Genomic DNA, 19,584 nt, shown 5'->3' with positions numbered 1-19,584 from the left:
CCTCACATCCCCTTCGGCGGCACGATCTGCAGGTACAGGGTGGTGAGCACGGTGTTGACCAGGAACAGCAGCAGGAACGTGATGACCACCGACTGGTTCACCGCGTCGCCGACGCCCTTCGGGCCGGGCGCGGGGTTGAGCCCCCGGTAGGCGGCCACGACACCGGCGACGAAGCCGAAGATCAGTGCCTTGATCTCGCTGATCCACAGGTCCGGCAACTGCGCGAGCGCCGAGAAGCTGGCGAGGTAGGCGCCCGGCGTGCCGTCCTGCATCACCACGTTGAAGAAGTAGCCGCCGAGAACGCCGACGACGCTCACCATGCCGTTGAGGAACACCGCGACCGCCATCGCCGCGAGCACCCTGGGCACGATGAGCCGCTGGACGGGGGAGACGCCGAGCACCTCCATCGCGTCGATCTCCTCGCGGATCGTGCGCGAGCCGAGATCCGCGCACATCGCCGAGCCGCCTGCGCCGGCGATCAGCAGTGCGGTGACGATCGGGCTGGCCTGCTGGATGATCGCGAGCACGCTCGCCGCACCGGTGAACGACTGCGCGCCGATCTGCGTCGTCAGCGAGCCGACGTGCAGCGCGATCACGCCGCCGAACGGGATCGACACGAGTGCGGTCGGCAGGATCGAGACGCTGGCGACGAACCAGAACTGCTGCACGAACTCACGGAACTGGAACGGCCGTTTGAACATGCAGCGCGCGACGTCCAGTCCCAGCGCGTACAGCCGGCCGGTCTGCCGGACCGCCGCGGCGCCGGGAAAGGACGTCGTTCGCAGGTTCACCACTGATTACTCCAGCTGGCGCAAGAACTGTGGATAAATTGCACGCCAAAGGCTTCCTCTGCGGTTGGCGGTGCCTTCGCAGAGGTGTATTACTCGCCGGTACGCTAACTTCATGGATGATCGATGACAAGATCTATCCGTCTATCCGTTGGTCACGGCCACGCAACCGGCCCTACGTTGTGCGATTATGATAATTTTCGTTTCCAGCGATTGTGCGAACATGAGCATGACGGTCCTGCCCGGGGGAAACCGGTGGCCCCACGGCCGCTTCCTTCGTGCGCGCAAAGCGTTGTCGTGCTTCTTGTTGCTTCCTGACAAATGCTCGGCCGAATGGGCGACCGGCGCTGGGAATGTCGACCGGAGCCGCTTGTGACGGCCCGGCCGACGCGCTAACGTACTCGCCGGTAGGTATCGCGGGATCCTGGGTACGACTACCGGTGCCATATCGGCCGATGATTCAGCGGGCGCGATTACTCGCGTGGCCGCGCAGATCGAATTCGCCTTCGGGCAGTAGTATGTGAAAATGGGAGGAAAAGAATCCTGATGCGTAAACGTGCAGCAAGCATTCTCACCGCCGGTGCGGCCATGGGTGCGGCCGTCGCGATCGCCGCGGCTCCGGCCGCCGCCGCACAGCAGTCCATCTCCGTCGACAACCCCAACGCCGACGGCTCGTTCGAGGCGAGCACCAACCTGGTCGTCCTCACCGATGTCACCACCGGCGTGAGCTTCGACTGCTCCTCGTCGACCTCGTCCGGCCAGATCCCCAGCGGGTCCTACACCACGCCCGCCGACGTCGGCGACATCAACGTGGCGTTCAGCGGGTGCAACGGGCCGGTCGGCTCGGTCACCGCCACGCCCGCCGACGAGCCGTACGACCTGGTGATCGAGAACTTCGACGCGGCGACCGGTCAGTCCACCGGCTACGTCAGGGACGTCAACGTCCACGTCTCGATGTTCGGCTGCAGCTTCGACGTCACCGGCAACGCGCCCGGCGTGTACGACAACGCGGCAGGCACGCTGACGATGACCTCGGGCGGGACGCTGACGCCGAGCAACGTCAGTGGCTGCTTCGGCCTGGTGAACAACGGCGACGAGTTGTCCTACGAGGCGGTCTACGACGTCACCGACCCGGCGACGCCGATCACCGTCAGCAGCCCGTAGCACATGGTCCCCGGTGGTCGCCGTGCTGTCGCGACGCGGCGGCCACCGGGGAACCGCCGTGACCGCAGGTGATTCTCCATGGAAGGTCGTCCATGTTGGAGCTTCGACGTCGTGGCCGCCTTGTGGTGGCCCTTCCGCTCGCTCTCGGTGCGGCTCTGCTGACCGGGATCGCGGGCAGCGGGGTGGCGGCCGAACGGGCGGAGAACGGCGCGGAACTGGTCTACACCTGCGGGTTTCCCGCCGGGGAGCAGCGGACCGGTGCCCGGATCAGCGCGAGTTTCCCGGCCGGCGTGGCGGCGGGGGAGCCGATCCGGCCGGAGGACGTCGCGGTGGCGCTGACCGTCCCGGCCGCCGCGCTGGCCGATCTCGGAGCCGCGTCCGTCGAGGGCCGGGCACGGCTCACCGTCGCGGTCGGCCAGGGGGAGACGGTGGCCGACGCGGTCTGGTCCGACCTGTCGATACCCACCACGCCGGTACCGGAGGCGGCGGAGCTGGCGCTGACCGCATCCGGCGCCGTGCCGCCGGTGACGGCGGACGAGTCCGGCGAGGTCACGTTCGCGGCAGCGGGCCTGGAACTGTCGCTCGTGCCACGCGGGGCCGACGGCGCCGCCATCGAGGCGGATCCGCTGCCGGTCGCCTGCGCCCCCGGCCCGGACGGGGACACGCGTTTCGGTGCCGTGCCGGTGTCCGGGGCCCCGGCCACGTCCGCACCCGGCGGCGCAGGGTCTTCAGTGCCTTCTGTGCCCTCGTCGTCTTCATCGTCGTCGCCGGACGACGCCGGTGGCGGCCTCGATGTCGGATCGGGCGCGGCCGGGGACTCCCGGGCGCGGCCCCTCGCGGTCGAGGACGCGCCGCCCGGCTGCTTCGACATGCCGACCGAGATCGCGAATCCCACGCTCGGCTGTGCCTACCTGACCGGCTACTCGAACGTCGAGAAGCTGAACGGTGCGGTTCGTTTCGGCGTTCCGGAGCCGGGGTTCCTGCCGCTGGTCTACAGCGAGCAGGTGCGCCTCATGCCGTGTGAGCAGCAGGGCGAGGGCTACATCTGCCAGTATGTCATCGCCAGCACCTCCCGCGCGCAGCTCGACCTGCCCGCCGCGGACTCCTCGCTGGTGGCCTTCGACTTCGTGCCCGTCGCGGCGAAGGTGAAGCTCACCCTCGCCCAGCCGGACATCGTGATCGACAGCCGGGTCGAGTTCCACCGCTACCCGAATCCGGCCGACAACAAGTTCCCGGTCAGCGTGGTCGCGCCGGTGTCGATGTGGATGCAGCTCTCCGAGGCCACGGTCAACGGTGTTGCGCTCGACGTGGGACCGGACTGCCGGACCGCCGAGCCCGTGGACGTCGAGCTGACCGGCGGCGCGGCCAACAACACGCCGCAGACCCCGGACGAGTACACGGTGGCCGACGGCGGCGTGCTCACCGGGATCGCCGAGATTCCCGGGTTCTCCGGATGCGGTGTCTCCGAGGACCTGGATCCCCTGCTCACCGGAACGATCTCCGGGCCGGGTAACTACGTGAAGATGACTCAGGGCGAGCCCTGCATGCGGTCCGGAACCGGCGGGGAGTGCCCGCCGGAGGTCCGGGAACCGCGCCGCTGACGCGGTTTCGTCGCGGAACCGCCGGAACGAGAAGAGGTAACGATGTTCGGGTCGAGAGGGCGGCGGCTTCTCGCCGTCGCCGGAGTCGGTGTCGCGCTCGCCGCGGCGGGCGCCGGGGTGGCTCCGGCGGCGGTCGCGGAGACCGCCGGAGCCACGCCGACCACGCCGACGCTCAAGGGTGCGTGGGCGCCGCTGAACCGCTGTCCGGTCGACGATCCGGCGATGCTGGCGGCGGACGGCGTCCGGACGGTGGCGCAGTGCCTGGCCTCGCGTTCGGCGAGCGGCACGATGACGATCGGTGCGACGACCGTGCCCACCGGGGCGACCGATCTCCAGTTCGGCGTGGTGCGGACCGGTTCCACCTACACGGTCGTGCCGCCCGCGGAAGGTGCCATCGTCGCGGATCCGGTGCGGGTGCCGGGCGGCCTGCTCGGCCTGATGTGCCCGAGCGACATCCCGCTGATCTCCGGAATCTGCCGGCAGGTCGAGAACAGCACGCTCAACGCCGTCACCGCCACGGTGCTGCCTGCGGGCGATCCGTCCGACTTCGACTTCTTCGCCGGGCTCGCCGCGGGCAGGCCCATCCTGAGCCTGCCGGTGAAGATCCACCTGGAGAACCCGTTCCTGGGCCGGAACTGCCATCTCGGCTCGGACGCGGAGCCGATCGTGCTGCGGCCGCAGAACCTGACCGCACCGGCCGCGGAACCGGTGCGGTTCGACCCGGAGGGAAGCATCGACCCGGACGGCGCGATGGGTTACTTCGCGCTCACCGGCGCCGACCAGGGCGACGACGGGTTCGCCATCCCGAGGGCCACCGGCTGTGGCGCCTTCGGCCTGCTCAACGGTGCGGTCAACCTCAAGATGGGGCTGCCGTCGCCTGCCGGCGCCAACAGCCTCGTGCTGGACGGCGCGCAGACCTACTTCGGCGGCTTCTACACACCCGGCGAGTTCGCTCCCGAGCAGGGGCGGGCGCTGGCGGAGCACTGGCACGCGGCGGTCGCCGGGTGACCCGCCCCGCGAGTCCCCCATTCAGACCCGCGCGTTGATCAGCACCTCGATGCCGTCGAGGATGCGCTCCAGCCCGAAGTCGAAGTCCTCGTCGATGTCGTCGGCAGGCTCGTCGAAGGTCCCGCTGTCGATGACCGCGTGCAGCGCCGGGAACCGGGCCCTGTCGGCGACCGCCGCCAGCTGCCTCCCGTAGCCGGTGAGCTCGGCGCCGGGGGGCTGCCCCGCCGACTCGAGAGCGGCCGCGATCTGTGTCTCGATCAGCATATGGCTGCGCACATAGCCGGTGACCAGCAGCAGCGTCGCCATCCGCTCACCCGCATCCAGCCCGGTCTTTTCGAGGCAGCGCAGCGCGCGTTCCATCCAGGCCACGGCGTTGGGGGTCGTCGGCGGGCCGCTGATCGGGACCTGGAGGACCCACGGCCGCGCGCGCAGGGTGTCCCGCTCGGCGCGAGCCCACCGGGCGAGCGCAGGCCGCCAGTCCTCCCCCGCAGCGGGCACGTCGGGTGGCGGGCTGTACGCCGCGTCCGCCGCGAGGGTGACCAGCTCGTCCTTGGTGCCGACGTAGCGATAGAGCGACATCGGTGCGGCGCCCAGCTCGGCCGCCACCCTGCCCATCGAGACCGCCCGTAGCCCCTCGGCGTCGGCGACGCCGATCGCCGCCTCGATGATCCGGTTCAGGCTGAGCCCGCGCTTCGGGCCCTTGTTCGGGTGCTCCCGCACGCCCCAGGCGAGCTCGAAGCTGGTGGGCAGCCCGGTATCGGTGCCGTCGTTCATGGGCTGTGCGGCCTCCGCTCTCCCGTCGGTTTGGCAGCCCATCCTACTTCTGCGTATAACTTACGCAATACGACTGCGTAAGCCTTACGCAGAGGATGTGGACAAGTCGGATGGGAGCCCGTACATGGCGGTGGACCTGGCCATCGAGGTGGCCGGACTGGAGAAGTCCTTCGGCGCGGTGAGCGTGCTCTCCGGCGTCGACCTCACGGTGCGGCGCGGCAGTGTGTTCGCGCTGCTCGGCCCGAACGGTTCGGGCAAGACGACGACCGTGCGGATCCTGGCCACGCTCAGCCGGGCCGACGCGGGCGTCGCGAGGGTGGCCGGCCTCGACGTCGTGCACGACCGGCACCGGGTGCGCAGGCGGATCAGCCTGACCGGCCAGTACGCCGCCATCGACGGCCTGCAGACCGGCGAGGAGAACCTGCGCATGATGGCGTGGCTGTGCGGGCTGCGCGGGCGGCAGGCCAGCGAACGGGCGGGCGAACTGCTCGACCGGTTCGGCCTCGCCGATGCCGGACGGCGGCGGGTGAAGACGTACTCGGGCGGTATGCGCCGCAGGCTCGACCTCGCCGCGAGCCTCGTCGGCAGGCCGTCGGTGATCTTCCTCGACGAGCCGACCACCGGGCTCGACGTGCGGAGCAGGCAGGCCATGTGGGAGGTCGTCACGGACCTGGCCGGGTCGGGGGTGACCGTCTTCCTCACCACCCAGTACCTGGAGGAGGCCGACCGGCTGGCCGATCGCGTCGCCGTGCTCGACGGCGGCCGGGTCATCGCCGAGGGCACCTCGGCCGAGCTGAAGGCCCGCGTCGCCGGGTACCTGCTCGATCTGACGGCGGTGGACGCCACCGCGTTTGGCGAGCTCGTGCGTGCCGCGGGCGGGCGGGCGGCGAGCACCGATCCGGCTGCGCTGAACCTCGGCGTGACCACCGACGGCACCGCGCCGGACGTCCGCGCGCTGCTCGGCGAGCTCGACCCGGCGGGGGAGCGGATCGGGCACTTCACGATCCGCACCGCCACTCTCGACGACGTGTTCATCACCCTGACCGGCCACGCGGCCGAGCCGGGGCACACCAGGCCCACGGAGGAGACCGTCCATGTCTGAACCCGCCCTCGCCGAGCGCGACCGGCCGAGGTCGCCGACCGGCGACACGCTGACGATGGTGCGCCGCTCGGTGCGCCTGAGCTCGCGCAACCTCGAGGCGATGCTGACGTCGGTGATGCTGCCGGCGATGATCATGCTGCTGTTCGTCTACCTGTTCGGCGGCGCGATCGAGACCGGCACCGCCTACCTCACCTACGTCCTGCCCGGCGTGCTCATCCTGTGCATGGGGTTCGTCTCGGCGCAGACCGCGGTCAGCGTCACGCAGGACATGGAGGAGGGCATCATCGACCGCTTCCGGTCGATGGACGTCAGCGGCGCGGCCGTCCTCGGCGGGCATGTCGCGGCCAGTGCCGTCCGCAACACCGTGGCCACGGTGATCCTGCTCCTCATCGCGGTGCTCATCGGCTTCCGGCCCACGGCGGGACCGGTGGAATGGCTCGGCGCGATCGGCACGCTGCTGCTGTTCGTGCTGGCGATGTCGTGGCTGGCCGCGGCGTTCGGGCTGCTGGCCCGGACACCCGAAGGCGCGAACGGCTTCGCGTTCTTCGTGATGTTCCTGCCCTACCCCAGCAGTGCGTTCGTGCCCATCGAGACCATGCCGGGCTGGCTGCACGGCTTCGCGCGGAACCAGCCCGTGACGCCGGTGATCGAGACGCTGCGTGGCCTGCTCACCGGTACCCCGATCGGTAACAGCGCGTGGCTGGCCGCCGGCTGGTGTGCGGGGCTGGTGCTGGTGTCGACGGTGCTTGCGGCCGTGCTGTTCCGCCGCCGGACGGCCTGAGCCGCCGCGGTCAGGCGGCGTGGCCGGCCGCGAAGAGCATGGTGGGGATCTCGGTCTCGGGCAGGCCCAGCAGCCCGCTCAGCGCGGTGTCGTCGAAGCCGGCCACGGCGCAGCAGGCCATCCCGAGCGCGGTGCCGACGAGGTAGAGGTTCTGCACGGCGACACCGGAGTCGACGTGCAGCGTACGGTAGTGGCGCAGCGGGTACCGGTCGAACGCCTCGTCCAGGCGCGCGGTGAGGGCCAGCGAGACGGCCGCCCGCGGTACGAACTCCGGTTGCAGGTACACGTGGCGAAGCGCGTGCACCGGGTCCACGGTGCTCAGTTCGACGAGCTCGTGCGAGACCGCCTCGTAGCGGTACACGCCGGGCACGAGCGCCTCGGCCGTGCGCACCGCCAGGTAGGCGCGCAGGCTATCCAGCCCGCCCGCCGTCGGCGCCATGCTCAGTGGATGCTCGGTGACCCCGTAGGCGGGCACGAACCGCTGCACGCCGACGGAGAACCGCAGCCAGGCGCTGAGCGTCGTCAGGTCCAGCGGCCGGTCGGCGTAGTCCTCGGCCGAACGGCGCAGGGCCAGGGTGGCGACCAGGTCGGCGCGGGGCGGGTGGATGTCGGGCAGCGGGATCCGCCTGCCGTCGGTCAGCGGCGCGGTGCCGATCCGGCTCTGCGAGTTGAGCAGCCGGTGCACCGCCAGAGCACGCTGGGTGGTGCGAGCGCCGTCCAGCGAAACCTCTCTGGATACCTCATCTCCGTCGGTCTCTCGACCGCCGCGCGCGAGCATGGCCGAATCGTAACCCGTTCGGGCGATCATTGGGACCTCCGACAGTCCTGCCGGACACGGCCGGTCAGCGGGTGAGGCCGGCCACCAGCTCGTAGGAGCGAAGCCGGTCGCCCTGCCCGTGGACCATTGTGGTGACCATGAGCTCGTCCGCGTCGGTGTCGGCCAGCAGCCGGTCCAGGCCCTTGCGGACGGTCTCCGGGGAGCCGACGACGTTGCTCGCCATGCGCTCCTCGATGAACAGCCGGTCGAGGTCGGTGTACGGATGGTCGGCGGCCTCCTGCGGCGTCGGCAGGGGGATCGGCCTGCCCTTGCGCAGGCTGAGGAAGGTGAGCGCACTGGGCCCGGCGAGCCACCTGGCCTGCTCGTCGGTGTCCGCGCAGATCACCGAGGTGCCGAGCATGACGTACGGCTCGTCGAGCACGTCCGAGGGCCGGAAGGACTCGCGGTAGAGCCGCACGGCGGGGATGGTGTTCTCCGCGCTGAAGTGGTGGGCGAAGGAGAACGGCAGGCCGAGCATTCCGGCGAGCTGGGCGCTGAAGCCGCTGGACCCGAGCAGCCAGACCGGTGGCCGGTGGCCCTGCGCCGGGTAGGCGTTGACGGCGCGGTTCTCGTCCGGCTCGAAGTAGGCCATCAGCTCGCTCAACCGCTGCGGGAAGTCCTCCGCGCCCAGCCCCGCCGCGCCGCGGAGGGCGAGTGCCGTGCGCTGGTCGGTGCCCGGCGCGCGGCCGATGCCCAGGTCGATCCGGCCGGGATGGAACGCCTCCAGGGTGCCGAACTGCTCCGCGACCACGAGTGGCGCGTGGTTGGGCAGCATCACGCCACCCGAGCCGACCCTGATCCGCTCGGTCGCGGTGGCGACGTGGCCGATCAGCACGGCCGTCGCCGAGCTGGCGATGCCCGGCATGTTGTGGTGCTCGGCCAGCCAGTAGCGGTGGTACCCGAGCCGCTCGGTGTGCCGGGCCAGCTCGACGGTGTTGCGCAGTGCGGTCGCGGAGTCCGATCCGCTCGTGATGGGCGCCAGGTCGAGCACCGAGAGCGGGATGTCAGGCAGGGAGGTCACATCCGCGGTCAACGCACCGCGCCCCGCGAACCTTCCCGCCCGCCCTCGTGAGTGCGTAACAGTGTTCTAACTCGCGTGGCCACTCACGAGGCAGGCAGCCAGCCGTCGTCCGATGCCAGCACGATCAGCTGCTGCGTGGCCCTGGTCAGCGCCACGTACAGCACCCGCCTGCCGGTCAGCGACTCGGTGACCAGCTCGGTGGGCTCCAGCAGGGCGACCGCGTCGTACTCGAGCCCCTTGGAGTCCAGGCTGCCGACCACCTTGAGCCGCTCGTCGGCCTGCGCGGACAGCCAGCGCTCGACCTCGGGCACGCGGTCCATGGCACAGATCACGCCGACCGTGCCCTCGACGGAGCCGAGCAGCTCCTTGGCGGCCGCCTGCACCGCGCCTTCCCGGGTGCCCGGCTCGACCGTGCGGATCTGCGGCGCGACGCCGGTGGCCCGCACCGCCTCCGGCAGCGCATCCCGCTCGGCGTGCCCGCCGACGACCTGCGCCGCGAGCGCGAAGATCTCCGCCGAGTTCCGGTAGTTGGTGCGCAGCGTGTAACGCCGCCGCGGGGTACGGGGTCCGAAAGCCTGGTCCCGCGCCTGAGCCGCCTCGTCCGGGTCCGGCCACGAGCTCTGTACGGGGTCGCCGACCACGGTCCAGCTCGCGTACCGGCCGCGCCTGCCGACCATCCGCCACTGCATGGGGGAGAGGTCCTGCGACTCGTCCACCACGATGTGCGAGTACTCGTCGTAGTGCTCGGGCCGCTGCGGGCCGCGCGGGGTCGTGCTGTCGCGCTCCTGCTCGGCGTCCAGCTCGAGCCGCGAACGCCGCCGCCGTTTCGGCGGCGGGCCGGTCAGCACCCGCAGCTCGTCGAGCAGTGAGATGTCGGCGACCGACCAGCCCCCGGCCGGATCGGCCAGCGCACCGGCGAGCAACGAGATCTCCTCACGGTTGAGCAGCTGCCTGCCCGCGCGGGCGAGCCTGCGCTCGTCGCCGAGCCAGCGCAGGACCTGCGCCGGGTAGAGCACCGGCCACCAGACGACCAGGAAACGGTGGAAGTCGATCCGCTCGCCGAGCGCGGTGATCAGCTCCTCCCGGTCCACGGAGCGGCCGTCGTCGCGCGCGTACTCCTCAGCCTTGTCGGCCAGGGCGGCGAGCAGGGTCTCGGCCGCGCGGATCCGCGACCGGTTCGGCGGCCCGCCCTGGCTGTGCACCTTGCGCCGGAGCCGGTCGAGCTCCTTGGCCGTCAGCTTCAGCACCTCGCCGTGGTAGACGATCCGCATCTCGGTGGGTGCGTCCGGCGGGGTGTCCCGCAACGCTCTGAGCAGCACCTTGCGCATCCGCAGCGAGCCCTTGAGCGCGGCCAGCCGGGCCGGGTCCTGCCGGGTGGCCTCGATGCCGTCGAGCACCTGGCCGAGCGAGCGCAGCTCCACGTTCGTCTCGCCCATCGAAGGCAGCACGCGCGAGATGTAGGTCGTGAACACGCCGGAAGGGCCGATCACGAGCACACCGGCGCCGCCGAGCTGCCGCCGGTGGCGGTAGAGCAGGTATGCCGCCCGGTGCAGGGCGACGGCCGTCTTCCCGGTCCCCGGCCCGCCGGTGATCTCGGTCACGCCCCGCCACGGAGCGCGGATGACCTCGTCCTGCTCCTTCTGGATGGTCGCCACGATGTCGCGCATCTTCTCGCCGCGCGAACGGCCCAGCGCGGCCATCAGCGCACCCTCGCCGACGACGTTCATGTCCTCGGGCACGGCCTCGGGAATGAGCACGTCGTCGTCGACGTCCTGCACCGTCTGGCCGGTGCAGCGGATCACCCTGCGGCGCACCACGTCCATCGGATCCTCGGCGGTGGCCTGGTAGAACGGCGCCGCGGCCGGGGCGCGCCAGTCGGTGACGAGGTTCTCGAACTCGGCGTCGCGGATCCCGAGCCTGCCGACGTAGACGGCCTCCGAGTCGGCGTGGTCCAGCCTGCCGAACACCAGGCCCTCGTACTCGGCGTCGAGCGACTGCAGGGTCTGGTTGGCGTGGTAGACCATCATGTCCCGCTCGAACAGCATCGACGCCTGCTCGAAGACCGCCTCCCGCTGGGCGCCGTGGCCGAGTTCGTAACCCTTGGTGCGCATCGCTTCCGCCTGGCTGCGCAGCTCCGCGAGACGGGCGTAGACGCGGTCGACGTGGGACTGCTCGATGGCGATCTCGGCCCGTCTGACCCGAGGTTCCGTCACTCAGCGCTCCCGTGTTCGTGGCGACCCTTCCCGCGATCGTGTCGCGGGTAAGGGGAAGAACGACAATACGCGTTCCGGCGGGTGGCTTCACCAGGTGCCGACCATCCCCGGCCGGCACCGCCCGGCACCGCGCTCCTGCGAGGATGGCGGTGTGACGAGGATCGTGGCCGGGAAGGCGGGCGGGCGAAGGCTGCGCGTGCCGCCGCGCGGAACGCGGCCGACCTCGGAAAAGGTGCGCGAGGCACTGTTCAACGCGCTCGAGGTCGCCGGGGAGCTCACCGGCGCGCGCGTGCTCGACCTGTACGCCGGATCGGGTGCGCTCGGGCTGGAGGCCCTGTCCCGGGGGGCGGCCGAGGCGCTGTTCGTGGAGGCGGACCGGCGCGCCGCCGAGATCCTGCGGAGCAACGTCGGCGCGCTGGGGCTGGGCGGATCCGTCCGGCACGGCAAGGCCGAGACGGTGCTCGCCGAGCCCGCCGCCGAACCGTTCGATCTCGTCGTCGCCGACCCGCCGTACGCGGCCGGGGACGACCGGCTGGCGGCGGTGCTGGCCGCGCTCGCCGGTGGCGGCTGGATTGCCGACGGCGGGCTGGTGGTCGTCGAGCGGGCCTGGCGGGACGGCGAACCCGCGTGGCCGCCGGGGTTCGCGCCGCTGCGCGCGAAGCGCTACGGCGACACCGGCCTCTTCCGCGCCGGATATCACGCGCACGGCGACAGTGCGTAACGAAAGCTGCGTCACATCTCGCGCGCGGCCGGGTGCCCCTTGGTAGCGTCCGCGCCATGCGGCGAGCGGTCTGTCCCGGTTCCTACGACCCTGCGACCAATGGGCATCTCGACATCATCGAGAGAGCATCGCAGCTCTTCGACGAGGTCGTCGTTGCCGTGCTTGTCAACAAGAAGAAGCAGGGCCTCTTCTCCATCGACGAGCGCCTGGAGATGCTGCGGGAGGTCACCGCGAAGCTGCCCAACGTACGGGTGGACTCCTGGCACGGCCTGCTCGTCGACTACTGCCGCCAGAACGGCATCGTCGCGATCGCCAAGGGCCTGCGCTCCGTCAGCGACTTCGACTACGAGCTGCAGATGGCACAGATGAACCGGGAGCTCTCCGGCGTGGAGACGCTGCTGATGTCGAACAACCCCGCGTACAGCTTCCTGTCCAGCTCGCTGGTCAAGGAGGTCGCCACCTACGGCGGCGACGTCGCGCAGATGGTCCCCCCGCTCGTGCACAAGCGGCTGATGGAACGCCTTCCCGGCACCGAGTAGCCGCGGGCGGGCGCACTTGACACGCCGTACGGCGTTCCTTCGCGGCAAACCGCCGCGGACCGGGCAGACTGGGTCCGAGCCGATGGGGATCGATGGCCGAGGGAGTGTGCCGTGTACCGCGTGTTCGAGGCTCTCGACGAGCTGGTCACGATCGTGGAGGAGTCGCGCAGCGTCCCGATGACCTCCAGCTGCGTGGTGCCGCGGGGCGATGTCCTGGAACTGCTCGACGACGTCCGCGACGCGCTGCCCGGCGAGGTCGACGACGCGCAGGACGTCCTCGACCGGCGGGACGAGCTGATCCAGCAGGCCCGCACCGAGGCCGAGAACACCACCAGCTCCGCGAAGGCCGAGGCCGAGCAGACCGTCGCCGACGCACACGCCGAGGCGCAGCGCCTGCTGGCCGACGCGCACGCCAGGGCGGAACAGCTCGTCGCCGACGCGAACGCGGAGGCCGACCGGGCGGTGGCCGCCGGGCAGGCCGAGTACCAGAACCTCACCGAGCGCTCCCGCATGGAGTCCGAGCGGATGATCCAGGCCGGCCGCGACGCCTACGACCGTGCCGTCGAGGAGGGCAGGCACGAGCAGGCCAGGCTGGTCGCCCAGACCGAGGTCGTGCAGGCCGCGCACGCGGAGGCGGCGCGCATCGTGGACGAGGCGCATGCCGAGGCCGACCGGCAGCGCGGCGAGTGCGACGCCTATGTGGACGGCAAGCTCGCGGAGTTCTCGGAGCTGCTCGCGACGACCCTGCGCACGGTCGATTCCGGGCGGAACCACCTGCGCGGGACCGCGGCCATGCCCGGCCGGTCCGGCGTGTACGACTACCAGGCACATTAGCCGGGCGCACTCGCGTACCCTGGGTGGAGGCCCGCGCCGGGCAGACCGGGCGGCGGCCGACCCGATCACCTGCGATCCTGTGAAAGTTCATGCCTGAGAAGAGTTCCAGCCCGATGCGCTCGGACGCGCGCAATCCGTGGCTGATCGACACCCGCGAACTCGGCCGTCGTGCCGGTTCCAGCCGGCCCGTCAACCGCGAGCTGCCCCTCGACACCGCGCTGGGCGTGCCCGACGTGATCATCGTGCCGGAAGGCGCGACGATCACGCTGGACCTCCTGCTGGAGTCGGTCGTCGAAGGAGTCCTGGTCACCGGTACGGCGTCGGCCTCGACACAGGAGCACTGCTCGCGCTGTCTCGACCCGGGCACCGGCGATGTGGAGGTCGAGTTCACCGAGCTGTTCGCCTACCCGGAGTCGACCACGGAGGAGACCACCGAGGAGGACGAGGTCTCCCGGCTGGTGGACGACAAGATCGATCTTCAGCCGATCGTCCGGGACGCTATCGTGCTCGCCCTTCCGCTGGTGCCGTTGTGCAGCGAGGACTGCGCAGGCCTGTGTGCCGGATGCGGCGTGAAGTGGGCCGATCTCGAGCCCGGACACGGGCATGAGACGATAGATCCTCGGTGGGCCGCGCTGGTCGAGCGCCTGGAGGACACTTCGGGTGAGCCGGCGGACGGCTCGGACCGGTAGACCCCGCGAGCGCCAGCTCGACCCAGACCGACAGACGTGCTCGCGCCCGTGAGCAGATCGTGATGAGGAGAACCAGCCGTGGCCGTCCCGAAGCGGAAGATGTCGCGTTCCAACACCCGCTCGCGCCGCGCCCAGTGGAAGGCGGGCCCGGTGCAGCTGGTGCCCTGCCAGAACCGTGCGTGTAAGCAGCTCAAGCCGCAGCACATCGCCTGCCCGAACTGCGGTCAGTACGACGGACGCCAGGTTGTCGAGCCCGCCTGAGGCTGACCGTTATGGGGGGTAAGTCACCAACGGGTCCGGCGGCAGATCCCACACCGCTTCTCGAAGCGCTCGGCATCGAGTTCGATGACGAGCTGCTCACGCTCGCCCTCACGCACCGTTCCTACGCCTACGAGAACGGCGGGCTGCTGCCCAACGAGCGGCTGGAGTTCCTGGGGGACGCCGTGCTGGGGCTCGTGGTGACCGACCACCTGTACCGCAGGCATCCCGAGCTGCCGGAGGGCCAGCTCGCGAAGCTGCGGGCCAGCGTGGTGAACATGCACGCGCTCGCGGGTGTCGCCCGCGGGCTCGGCGAGGGCGGGCTCGGCGCCCACCTGCTGCTCGGCAAGGGCGAGGAGCTCACCGGCGGCCGCGACAAGGCGAGCATCCTGGCCGACGGGCTCGAGGCCGTCATCGGCGCGACCTACCTGGCCCACGGCATCGACACCGCGCGTGATCTCGTGCACCGCCTCTTCGGTGACCTGCTCGCCGAGGCCCCGCTGCGCGGCGCGGGCCTGGACTGGAAGACCAGCCTGCAGGAGCTGACCGCGTCGGCCGGCCTCGGTGTGCCGGAGTACAAGGTCGAGGACACCGGGCCCGACCATCGCAAGGAGTTCAGCGCGATCGTCCTCGTCGGCGGCCGCGACCTCGGCCACGGCGACGGCACCACCAAGAAGGAAGCCGAGCAGAAGGCGGCCGAGTCCGCCTGGCGCGCGCTGACCGCGGAGCTGAGCCCCGCACAGGACCGCTGAGCACACCGCCGCCTCGTGAGTGCGTAGACGAGTTAGAACGCCGGTAGCCACTCACGAGCCACGGCGACCGGTAGGCTTTTCCGGTGCCAGAGCTTCCCGAGGTCGAGGTGGTGCGCGCCGGCCTGCAGGCGCACGTGGCGGGCCGCGTCGTCGCTACCGCCGAGATTCTGCATCCCCGCGCCATCCGCAGGCACGTCGCCGGTGCCGCGGACTTCACGGGGCGGCTCGCCGGAGTGAAGATCGACGCCGCGCGGCGCCGTGGCAAGTACCTCTGGCTCGACCTGGCCGACGGTGCGGCCGTACTGGCCCACCTGGGCATGAGCGGCCAGCTGCGGGTGCAGCCGCCGGGTGCGCCCGACGAGAAGCACCTGCGGGCGCGCTTCACCTTCGCCGACGGCGGGCCTGAGCTGCGGTTCGTGGACCAGCGCACGTTCGGCGGCCTCGCACTCGCGGAACTGGTCGAGGCGGACGGCTCGCTCGTGCCGGAGACCATCGCGCACATCGCCAGGGACCCGATGGACCCCGCTTTCGACCTCATGCTCGCCACCCGGGCGCTGCGGTCGCGGCGCACCGAGGTCAAGCGTGCGCTGCTCGACCAGACGCTCGTCTCCGGGGTCGGCAACATCTACGCCGACGAGGCGCTGTGGCGGTCCCGGCTGCACTGGGCGCGGCCGGCCGACCGGCTCACCGCCACCCAGGCGCGGACGGTGCTCGGCGCGGCGGCCGAGGTGATGGCCGAGGCACTGGCCGCGGGCGGCACGTCGTTCGACGCGCTCTACGTCAACGTCAACGGGCAGTCCGGCTACTTCGACCGGGCGCTGAGCGCCTACGGCCGGGAAGGGTGTCCGTGCCGGCGCTGCGGCACGCCGATCCGGCGGGACCCGTTCATGAACCGTTCGTCGTTCTCCTGCCCGCGCTGCCAGCCGAGGCCGCGCCGGACCCGCTGAGTCCGCCCCGCCGGAGCCACTCCTTCGCGTGGCCGCGGCGTGCTTCGCACACTACTGCGCATAGCGTGCTAGTCTCGCTGCCGCGAGACTGGAGGACACCGGTGGAGATCAGCCAACTGCTCAAGGGCGTACTCGATCTCGCGGTGCTGGCCGTGCTCCGCAACCACGACGGGTACGGCTACGACGTGCTCCGCAGGCTGCGGCAGGCGGGGCTGGACGAGGTGGGTGACGCGTCGGTGTACGGCACGCTGCGGCGGCTGTACAAGGCCGGGCTGCTGACGTCCTACGTCGTGCCCAGCGAGGAAGGGCCGCACCGCAAGTACTACAGCATGAACGAGCTGGGCCGTCAGCGTCTCGCCGAGTCGGCGAGGACCTGGCAGACCTTCGCGAAGACGATGGACGGCCTGTTGGGAGAGGCAGCATGACGACGAACAGCCCACCGGCGGTGCGGAGCTACCTGGCGCGAGTGCGGACCGCACTGGCCGACCTGCCCGCCGCGGAGGTCGACGAGATCCTCGACGACGTGCGGCCGCATCTGCTGGAGATCGCCGGGGAACTGGGTGAGGACGCCGGTGTCGAGTCGATGAGCGAGCGGATCGGTACCCCGGAGAGCTACGCTGCCGAGCTGCGCGCGGCGGGCGACTACCCGGCACCGCCGCCTCCGGGCGAGGCCGGACCGGCACGGCGGGGCGGTGCGCGGCTCGCGCTGTGGACGCTGGTCGCCGCGGTGGGGGCACTGGGGTTGACCGGCCTCGCGGTGGGACTCTCCATGTCCGAGGAAGCACTGATCGGTCTCGTGCTCGTCGTGCCCTTCGTGGCCGCGAGCGCCTGGTACGTCTGGCAACGCGGCACGGACCGGGTGGCGGAGCTGCCGGAGGTGCGGCGGTTGCGCGCGGCCCTGCGCCCGGGCGAGTCCGGCAGGGCCACCGGGGTGCTCGGCTACCTCCGGTCGCTGCGACCGGCCTGGTGGCTGGTGTGCGCGGTGTTCCTGGTGGTGCTCGGGCTGCTGTTCGTGGTCTCCAGCAGCGGCGGGTTCCTCGTCCTCCTCCTGCTGCTGGGACTGGCCGCACTGGTGATCTGGGCCGGGCCGAGGTCCGGGGCCGACCGCAGGCTGCTGTGGTTGAGCCTGCCGGTGTCCGCGTTCGTCGCGGGTGGCGCGCTGGGACTCACCGGCTACCTGGGCGAGGTGGTCGACGACCGGCACTCCTACCCCGCCGAGCAGTACCCGTACCACGCGAACACAGTGGACGGGGAGCCCGCGCTGTACTACGGGGAGGAGCACGTGGAGAACGTGTACGCGTTCGACTCCGACGGCGAGGCGCTGACCGACGTGTACCTCTACGGCCAGGACGGACGGCCGCTCGTCCTGCCGCGCTACACCTGCGAGGAGGGCACCGGCGCGAAGGCCAGGATCGGGGCGGATAACCGCTTCCCGCGCCCGCACATCTGGCAGGGCGCCTACGACGACCTGGGCCGCTACAACGGCTACAACGCCTACCGGCCGGAATGCCGGGAGTCGGCGGAGGTGCCGTTCACGGTGGCGATCCCGAAGACCAGCTCCCCGAAGCCGACCGGCTGACGGGAGCGTCCAGGAGTGGGGAGTGGTCGTCGGGGGTCACTCCCCACTCCGCCGATCAGCCGGCGAACGAGCTGCGCATGGAGAGCCTCGCGAGCAGTTCCCGGCCGTTCTCGGCGTTGCGTGGCTGGCAGAGCACGTCGTAGCGGCGCGCGACGAGCTGGCTGTGCGACACGAAGTCGCGCTTGCCCCGGGTGGCGGCGTAGCCGGCAGCGGCGAATGCCATGCCGAACCCGATACCGGAGACGAGGCCGATGACGATCGGCAGCAGTCCCGCGCCCGGGGTGAACAGGCTCAGCAGCAGGCCGACGAACAGACCGAACCAGGCGCCGGACATCGCGCCGCTGCCGAGTACCTTGCGCCACGTCAGCCGGGCCGAGACCCGCTCGACGAGCAGTGGATCGATGCCGACGATCGTGACGTCCTGGACGGGGAAGTCGCTGTCGGCCAGGTGGTCGACGGCACGCTGTGCTTCCTCGTAGGTGTCGTAGGAGCCGATGGGCCAGCCGGTGGGCATGGTCGGCAACTGTGGTGCCCGCGGCGTGGTGGTGAACGCGGTCTGCGAAAACGCTGTGGTCATGTGTGTCTCACCTCATGGGCGATGGTGTTTTCCTCTACCCATGTCAACGCGCGGCCGGTGCATTTCCGTGCCCGGCGCGCGAAGTTCACAGACAGCTCTCAGGTAGCAGCGGCCCGCCCGTTCGGTGAGTGCATCCACGACATTCCCGCGGGTGAGCCCGAGGGCAGCCACTGTCCGAAGTGACGCACCGAGAACAGCTCGTCGAGCACCATGAAGGCCGCGCCGACCAGGCCACCCTCCTCGCCGAGCCGCGCCCGCTCGATACGCAGCTCCCGTGTGGACAGTGGCAGTGAGCGGCGGTAGATGGTCTCCCGGATCGTGGCGAGGAACAGGTCGCCGGCACCGGCGACCTTGCCGCCGATCAGGATGATCGACGGGTTGTAGAAGTTCACCATCGTGGCCAGCATGGCGCCGATCCGCCGCCCCGCCTGCACGAGCAGCTGCACCGCCTGGTGGTCGCCGGCGGCCGCGGCGGCGGTGACGTCCTCGCCGGTCACCGTTCCGCGTTCGGCGAACACGGCGGCGAGTGCGGGGCTCCGTCCCGCGCGGGCCAGCTCCTCGCCGTCCCTGGCGAGCGCCGCCCCACCGGCAAGCGCTTCCAGGCAGCCGGTCTTGCCACAGCGGCAGACGACGGAGCTGTCGTCGGAGACGGCCGCGTGCCCGATGTCGCCCGCGCAACCCTGCGCGCCGCGGTGCAGCCGTCCGTTGTTGCTGATGCCCGCGCCGATCCCGGTGCCGATCTTGACGTAGAGCATGTCACCGTCGCCGATCGGGATTCCGGGGGTGCGCAGTTCGCCGAGGCACAGCAGGTTCACCTCGTTGTCCACCCAGACCGGCGCGTCGTATCGCACGGCGAGCCGGTCGCGGACCGCGTAGTTGTTCCAGCCGGGCATGATCGGCGGCTCGGACGGGCGTGCGGTCGCGAACTCGACCGGCCCCGGCAGGCCGAGTCCGACGCCCCAGACCTCGCTCGGCGCGGCGCCGACGTCGGCGATCAGTTCGTCGAGCTTCGCCTCGACCTCGGCGAGCACCGGGTCGGGGCCCAGTGCGATGTCACAGTCGCCGTACCGGGTGGCCAGCACCGTGCCCATCAGGTCGGTGATGCCTGCGATGAAGCCGGTGGCGCCCAGTTCGGCGGTCAGGATTCGGCCGCCGTCCTTGCGGAAGCGCAGTGTCCGCGCCTGCCGGCCGCCGGTGGAGGGGTTGAGCCTGCCCTCCTCCAGCAGCCCGGCCTCCAGCAGCGTGGTGGTGCGCTGAGTGATGGCGGTCCTGCCGAGGCCGGTGCGCTGGCTGAGCTCGGGTCTCGTCTCCGCTCCGCCGGTGCGCACGAGTTCGAGAAGCCGCGTATAACTTTCCAGCAGCTCGATATTCGGCGCCTCCGCGCCCGGCCGGTCTTCCACACGTGCCCCCTTATGCGTA

The 19,584-nt window shown here is 71.0% G+C and carries 21 protein-coding genes; 14 read left to right on the top strand and 7 right to left on the bottom strand.

Translation table 11 applies throughout. The features are described from left to right. Window positions 1-2 precede the first annotated feature (2 nt). Entirely contained in the window at window positions 3-794 is a 792-nt protein-coding gene (locus tag JAP66_RS05125; RefSeq protein WP_199430378.1) for an MlaE family ABC transporter permease, read from the bottom strand. A gap of 540 nt (window positions 795-1,334) precedes the next feature. On the opposite strand from JAP66_RS05125, the gene JAP66_RS05120 reads away from it, so the two are divergent. From JAP66_RS05120 to JAP66_RS05110, 3 genes are all read left to right on the top strand, one after another. Then, window positions 1,335-1,952 carry a hypothetical protein gene (locus JAP66_RS05120; protein WP_199430377.1) on the top strand — a complete coding sequence of 206 codons (618 nt, stop codon included), beginning with the start codon at window positions 1,335-1,337 and terminating at the stop codon, window positions 1,950-1,952. 92 nt (window positions 1,953-2,044) lie between these two features. Further along, window positions 2,045-3,553, top strand: coding sequence for a DUF6801 domain-containing protein (locus JAP66_RS05115; protein ID WP_199430376.1), 1,509 nt, complete (start codon window positions 2,045-2,047; stop codon window positions 3,551-3,553). 42 nt (window positions 3,554-3,595) lie between these two features. Further along, the gene (locus tag JAP66_RS05110; protein WP_210769672.1) at window positions 3,596-4,561 is read left to right on the top strand and encodes a hypothetical protein; all 966 of its coding nucleotides are present in this window, start codon (window positions 3,596-3,598) and stop codon (window positions 4,559-4,561) included. A gap of 21 nt (window positions 4,562-4,582) precedes the next feature. Here the strand turns inward: JAP66_RS05110 and JAP66_RS05105 are convergent, their stop codons facing one another. Further along, the gene (locus JAP66_RS05105) at window positions 4,583-5,335 is read right to left on the bottom strand and encodes a TetR/AcrR family transcriptional regulator (RefSeq protein WP_199430375.1); all 753 of its coding nucleotides are present in this window, start codon (window positions 5,333-5,335) and stop codon (window positions 4,583-4,585) included. A gap of 124 nt (window positions 5,336-5,459) precedes the next feature. Between JAP66_RS05105 and JAP66_RS05100 the strand changes: the two genes are divergently transcribed. Both JAP66_RS05100 and JAP66_RS05095 read left to right on the top strand, forming a co-directional pair. Beyond that, window positions 5,460-6,437 (top strand): ATP-binding cassette domain-containing protein, encoded by a 978-nt coding sequence (locus tag JAP66_RS05100; RefSeq protein ID WP_199430374.1) that lies wholly within the window; start codon window positions 5,460-5,462, stop codon window positions 6,435-6,437. Beyond that, entirely contained in the window at window positions 6,430-7,218 is a 789-nt protein-coding gene (locus tag JAP66_RS05095; RefSeq protein ID WP_235998758.1) for an ABC transporter permease, read from the top strand. The genes JAP66_RS05100 and JAP66_RS05095 overlap by 8 nt, the downstream gene beginning before the upstream one ends. Before the next feature lie 10 nt (window positions 7,219-7,228). Here JAP66_RS05095 and JAP66_RS05090 read toward each other — a convergent pair whose 3' ends face one another. The 3 genes from JAP66_RS05090 to JAP66_RS05080 form a co-directional block, all read right to left on the bottom strand. Beyond that, the gene (locus JAP66_RS05090) at window positions 7,229-7,939 is read right to left on the bottom strand and encodes a SagB/ThcOx family dehydrogenase (protein ID WP_235998807.1); all 711 of its coding nucleotides are present in this window, start codon (window positions 7,937-7,939) and stop codon (window positions 7,229-7,231) included. 121 nt (window positions 7,940-8,060) lie between these two features. After that, window positions 8,061-9,056 carry an LLM class flavin-dependent oxidoreductase gene (locus JAP66_RS05085; RefSeq protein WP_199430372.1) on the bottom strand — a complete coding sequence of 332 codons (996 nt, stop codon included), beginning with the start codon at window positions 9,054-9,056 and terminating at the stop codon, window positions 8,061-8,063. 83 nt (window positions 9,057-9,139) lie between these two features. Next, window positions 9,140-11,269, bottom strand: coding sequence for a HelD family protein (locus JAP66_RS05080; RefSeq protein WP_199430371.1), 2,130 nt, complete (start codon window positions 11,267-11,269; stop codon window positions 9,140-9,142). Between the two features lie 151 nt (window positions 11,270-11,420). Here JAP66_RS05080 and rsmD point away from each other — a divergent pair, with 151 nt between their 5' ends. The 9 genes from rsmD (at window position 11,421) to JAP66_RS05035 (ending at window position 17,588) form a co-directional block, all read left to right on the top strand. Further along, window positions 11,421-11,990, top strand: a complete 570-nt coding sequence (rsmD, locus tag JAP66_RS05075; RefSeq protein ID WP_199430370.1) for a 16S rRNA (guanine(966)-N(2))-methyltransferase RsmD — start codon at window positions 11,421-11,423, stop codon at window positions 11,988-11,990. 56 nt (window positions 11,991-12,046) lie between these two features. Next, complete coding sequence (coaD, locus tag JAP66_RS05070) at window positions 12,047-12,529, top strand: pantetheine-phosphate adenylyltransferase (protein WP_199430369.1); 483 nt, start codon at window positions 12,047-12,049, stop codon at window positions 12,527-12,529. A 111-nt stretch (window positions 12,530-12,640) separates the two neighbouring features. Continuing rightward, complete coding sequence (locus tag JAP66_RS05065; protein WP_199430368.1) at window positions 12,641-13,363, top strand: flotillin family protein; 723 nt, start codon at window positions 12,641-12,643, stop codon at window positions 13,361-13,363. An 89-nt stretch (window positions 13,364-13,452) separates the two neighbouring features. Further along, the gene (locus JAP66_RS05060; protein ID WP_199430367.1) at window positions 13,453-14,052 is read left to right on the top strand and encodes a YceD family protein; all 600 of its coding nucleotides are present in this window, start codon (window positions 13,453-13,455) and stop codon (window positions 14,050-14,052) included. Window positions 14,053-14,130: 78 nt separating this feature from the next. Further along, window positions 14,131-14,313, top strand: coding sequence for a 50S ribosomal protein L32 (rpmF, locus tag JAP66_RS05055; protein WP_199430366.1), 183 nt, complete (start codon window positions 14,131-14,133; stop codon window positions 14,311-14,313). A gap of 11 nt (window positions 14,314-14,324) precedes the next feature. Next, window positions 14,325-15,062 (top strand): ribonuclease III, encoded by a 738-nt coding sequence (gene rnc / locus JAP66_RS05050; protein WP_199430365.1) that lies wholly within the window; start codon window positions 14,325-14,327, stop codon window positions 15,060-15,062. An 83-nt stretch (window positions 15,063-15,145) separates the two neighbouring features. Further along, window positions 15,146-16,009 (top strand): bifunctional DNA-formamidopyrimidine glycosylase/DNA-(apurinic or apyrimidinic site) lyase, encoded by an 864-nt coding sequence (gene mutM, locus JAP66_RS05045; protein WP_199430364.1) that lies wholly within the window; start codon window positions 15,146-15,148, stop codon window positions 16,007-16,009. 101 nt (window positions 16,010-16,110) lie between these two features. Further along, a complete protein-coding gene (locus JAP66_RS05040; RefSeq protein WP_199430363.1) occupies window positions 16,111-16,434 on the top strand; it encodes a PadR family transcriptional regulator in 324 nt (107 codons plus the stop codon). Then, window positions 16,431-17,588, top strand: a complete 1,158-nt coding sequence (locus JAP66_RS05035; RefSeq protein WP_199430362.1) for an HAAS signaling domain-containing protein — start codon at window positions 16,431-16,433, stop codon at window positions 17,586-17,588. The genes JAP66_RS05040 and JAP66_RS05035 overlap by 4 nt, the downstream gene beginning before the upstream one ends. Before the next feature lie 55 nt (window positions 17,589-17,643). Here JAP66_RS05035 and JAP66_RS05030 read toward each other — a convergent pair whose 3' ends face one another. Both JAP66_RS05030 and JAP66_RS05025 read right to left on the bottom strand, forming a co-directional pair. Beyond that, a complete protein-coding gene (locus JAP66_RS05030) occupies window positions 17,644-18,165 on the bottom strand; it encodes a YflT domain-containing protein (RefSeq protein WP_199430361.1) in 522 nt (173 codons plus the stop codon). A gap of 98 nt (window positions 18,166-18,263) precedes the next feature. Next, window positions 18,264-19,565: an ROK family transcriptional regulator gene (locus JAP66_RS05025; protein ID WP_307849442.1), complete on the bottom strand. Its 1,302-nt coding sequence runs from the start codon at window positions 19,563-19,565 to the stop codon at window positions 18,264-18,266. Between the last annotated feature and the right edge of the window lie 19 nt (window positions 19,566-19,584).

This window comes from Qaidamihabitans albus, assembly GCF_016464705.1.
GTDB classification, from domain to species: domain Bacteria; phylum Actinomycetota; class Actinomycetes; order Mycobacteriales; family Pseudonocardiaceae; genus Qaidamihabitans; species Qaidamihabitans albus.
Note: the sequence above shows the minus strand (reverse complement) of the source record. Positions and strands in the feature narration are given on the sequence as shown.

Coding starts and splice junctions, on each gene's coding strand:
- JAP66_RS05120 (WP_199430377.1), top strand. CDS start 1,335: ATGCGTAAACGTGCAGCAAGCATTCTCACCGCCGGTGCGGCCATGGGT.
- JAP66_RS05115 (WP_199430376.1), top strand. CDS start 2,045: ATGTTGGAGCTTCGACGTCGTGGCCGCCTTGTGGTGGCCCTTCCGCTC.
- JAP66_RS05110 (WP_210769672.1), top strand. CDS start 3,596: ATGTTCGGGTCGAGAGGGCGGCGGCTTCTCGCCGTCGCCGGAGTCGGT.
- JAP66_RS05105 (WP_199430375.1), bottom strand. CDS start 5,335: ATGAACGACGGCACCGATACCGGGCTGCCCACCAGCTTCGAGCTCGCC.
- JAP66_RS05100 (WP_199430374.1), top strand. CDS start 5,460: ATGGCGGTGGACCTGGCCATCGAGGTGGCCGGACTGGAGAAGTCCTTC.
- JAP66_RS05095 (WP_235998758.1), top strand. CDS start 6,430: ATGTCTGAACCCGCCCTCGCCGAGCGCGACCGGCCGAGGTCGCCGACC.
- coaD (WP_199430369.1), top strand. CDS start 12,047: ATGCGGCGAGCGGTCTGTCCCGGTTCCTACGACCCTGCGACCAATGGG.
- JAP66_RS05060 (WP_199430367.1), top strand. CDS start 13,453: ATGCCTGAGAAGAGTTCCAGCCCGATGCGCTCGGACGCGCGCAATCCG.
- rnc (WP_199430365.1), top strand. CDS start 14,325: ATGGGGGGTAAGTCACCAACGGGTCCGGCGGCAGATCCCACACCGCTT.
- JAP66_RS05035 (WP_199430362.1), top strand. CDS start 16,431: ATGACGACGAACAGCCCACCGGCGGTGCGGAGCTACCTGGCGCGAGTG.
- JAP66_RS05030 (WP_199430361.1), bottom strand. CDS start 18,165: ATGACCACAGCGTTTTCGCAGACCGCGTTCACCACCACGCCGCGGGCA.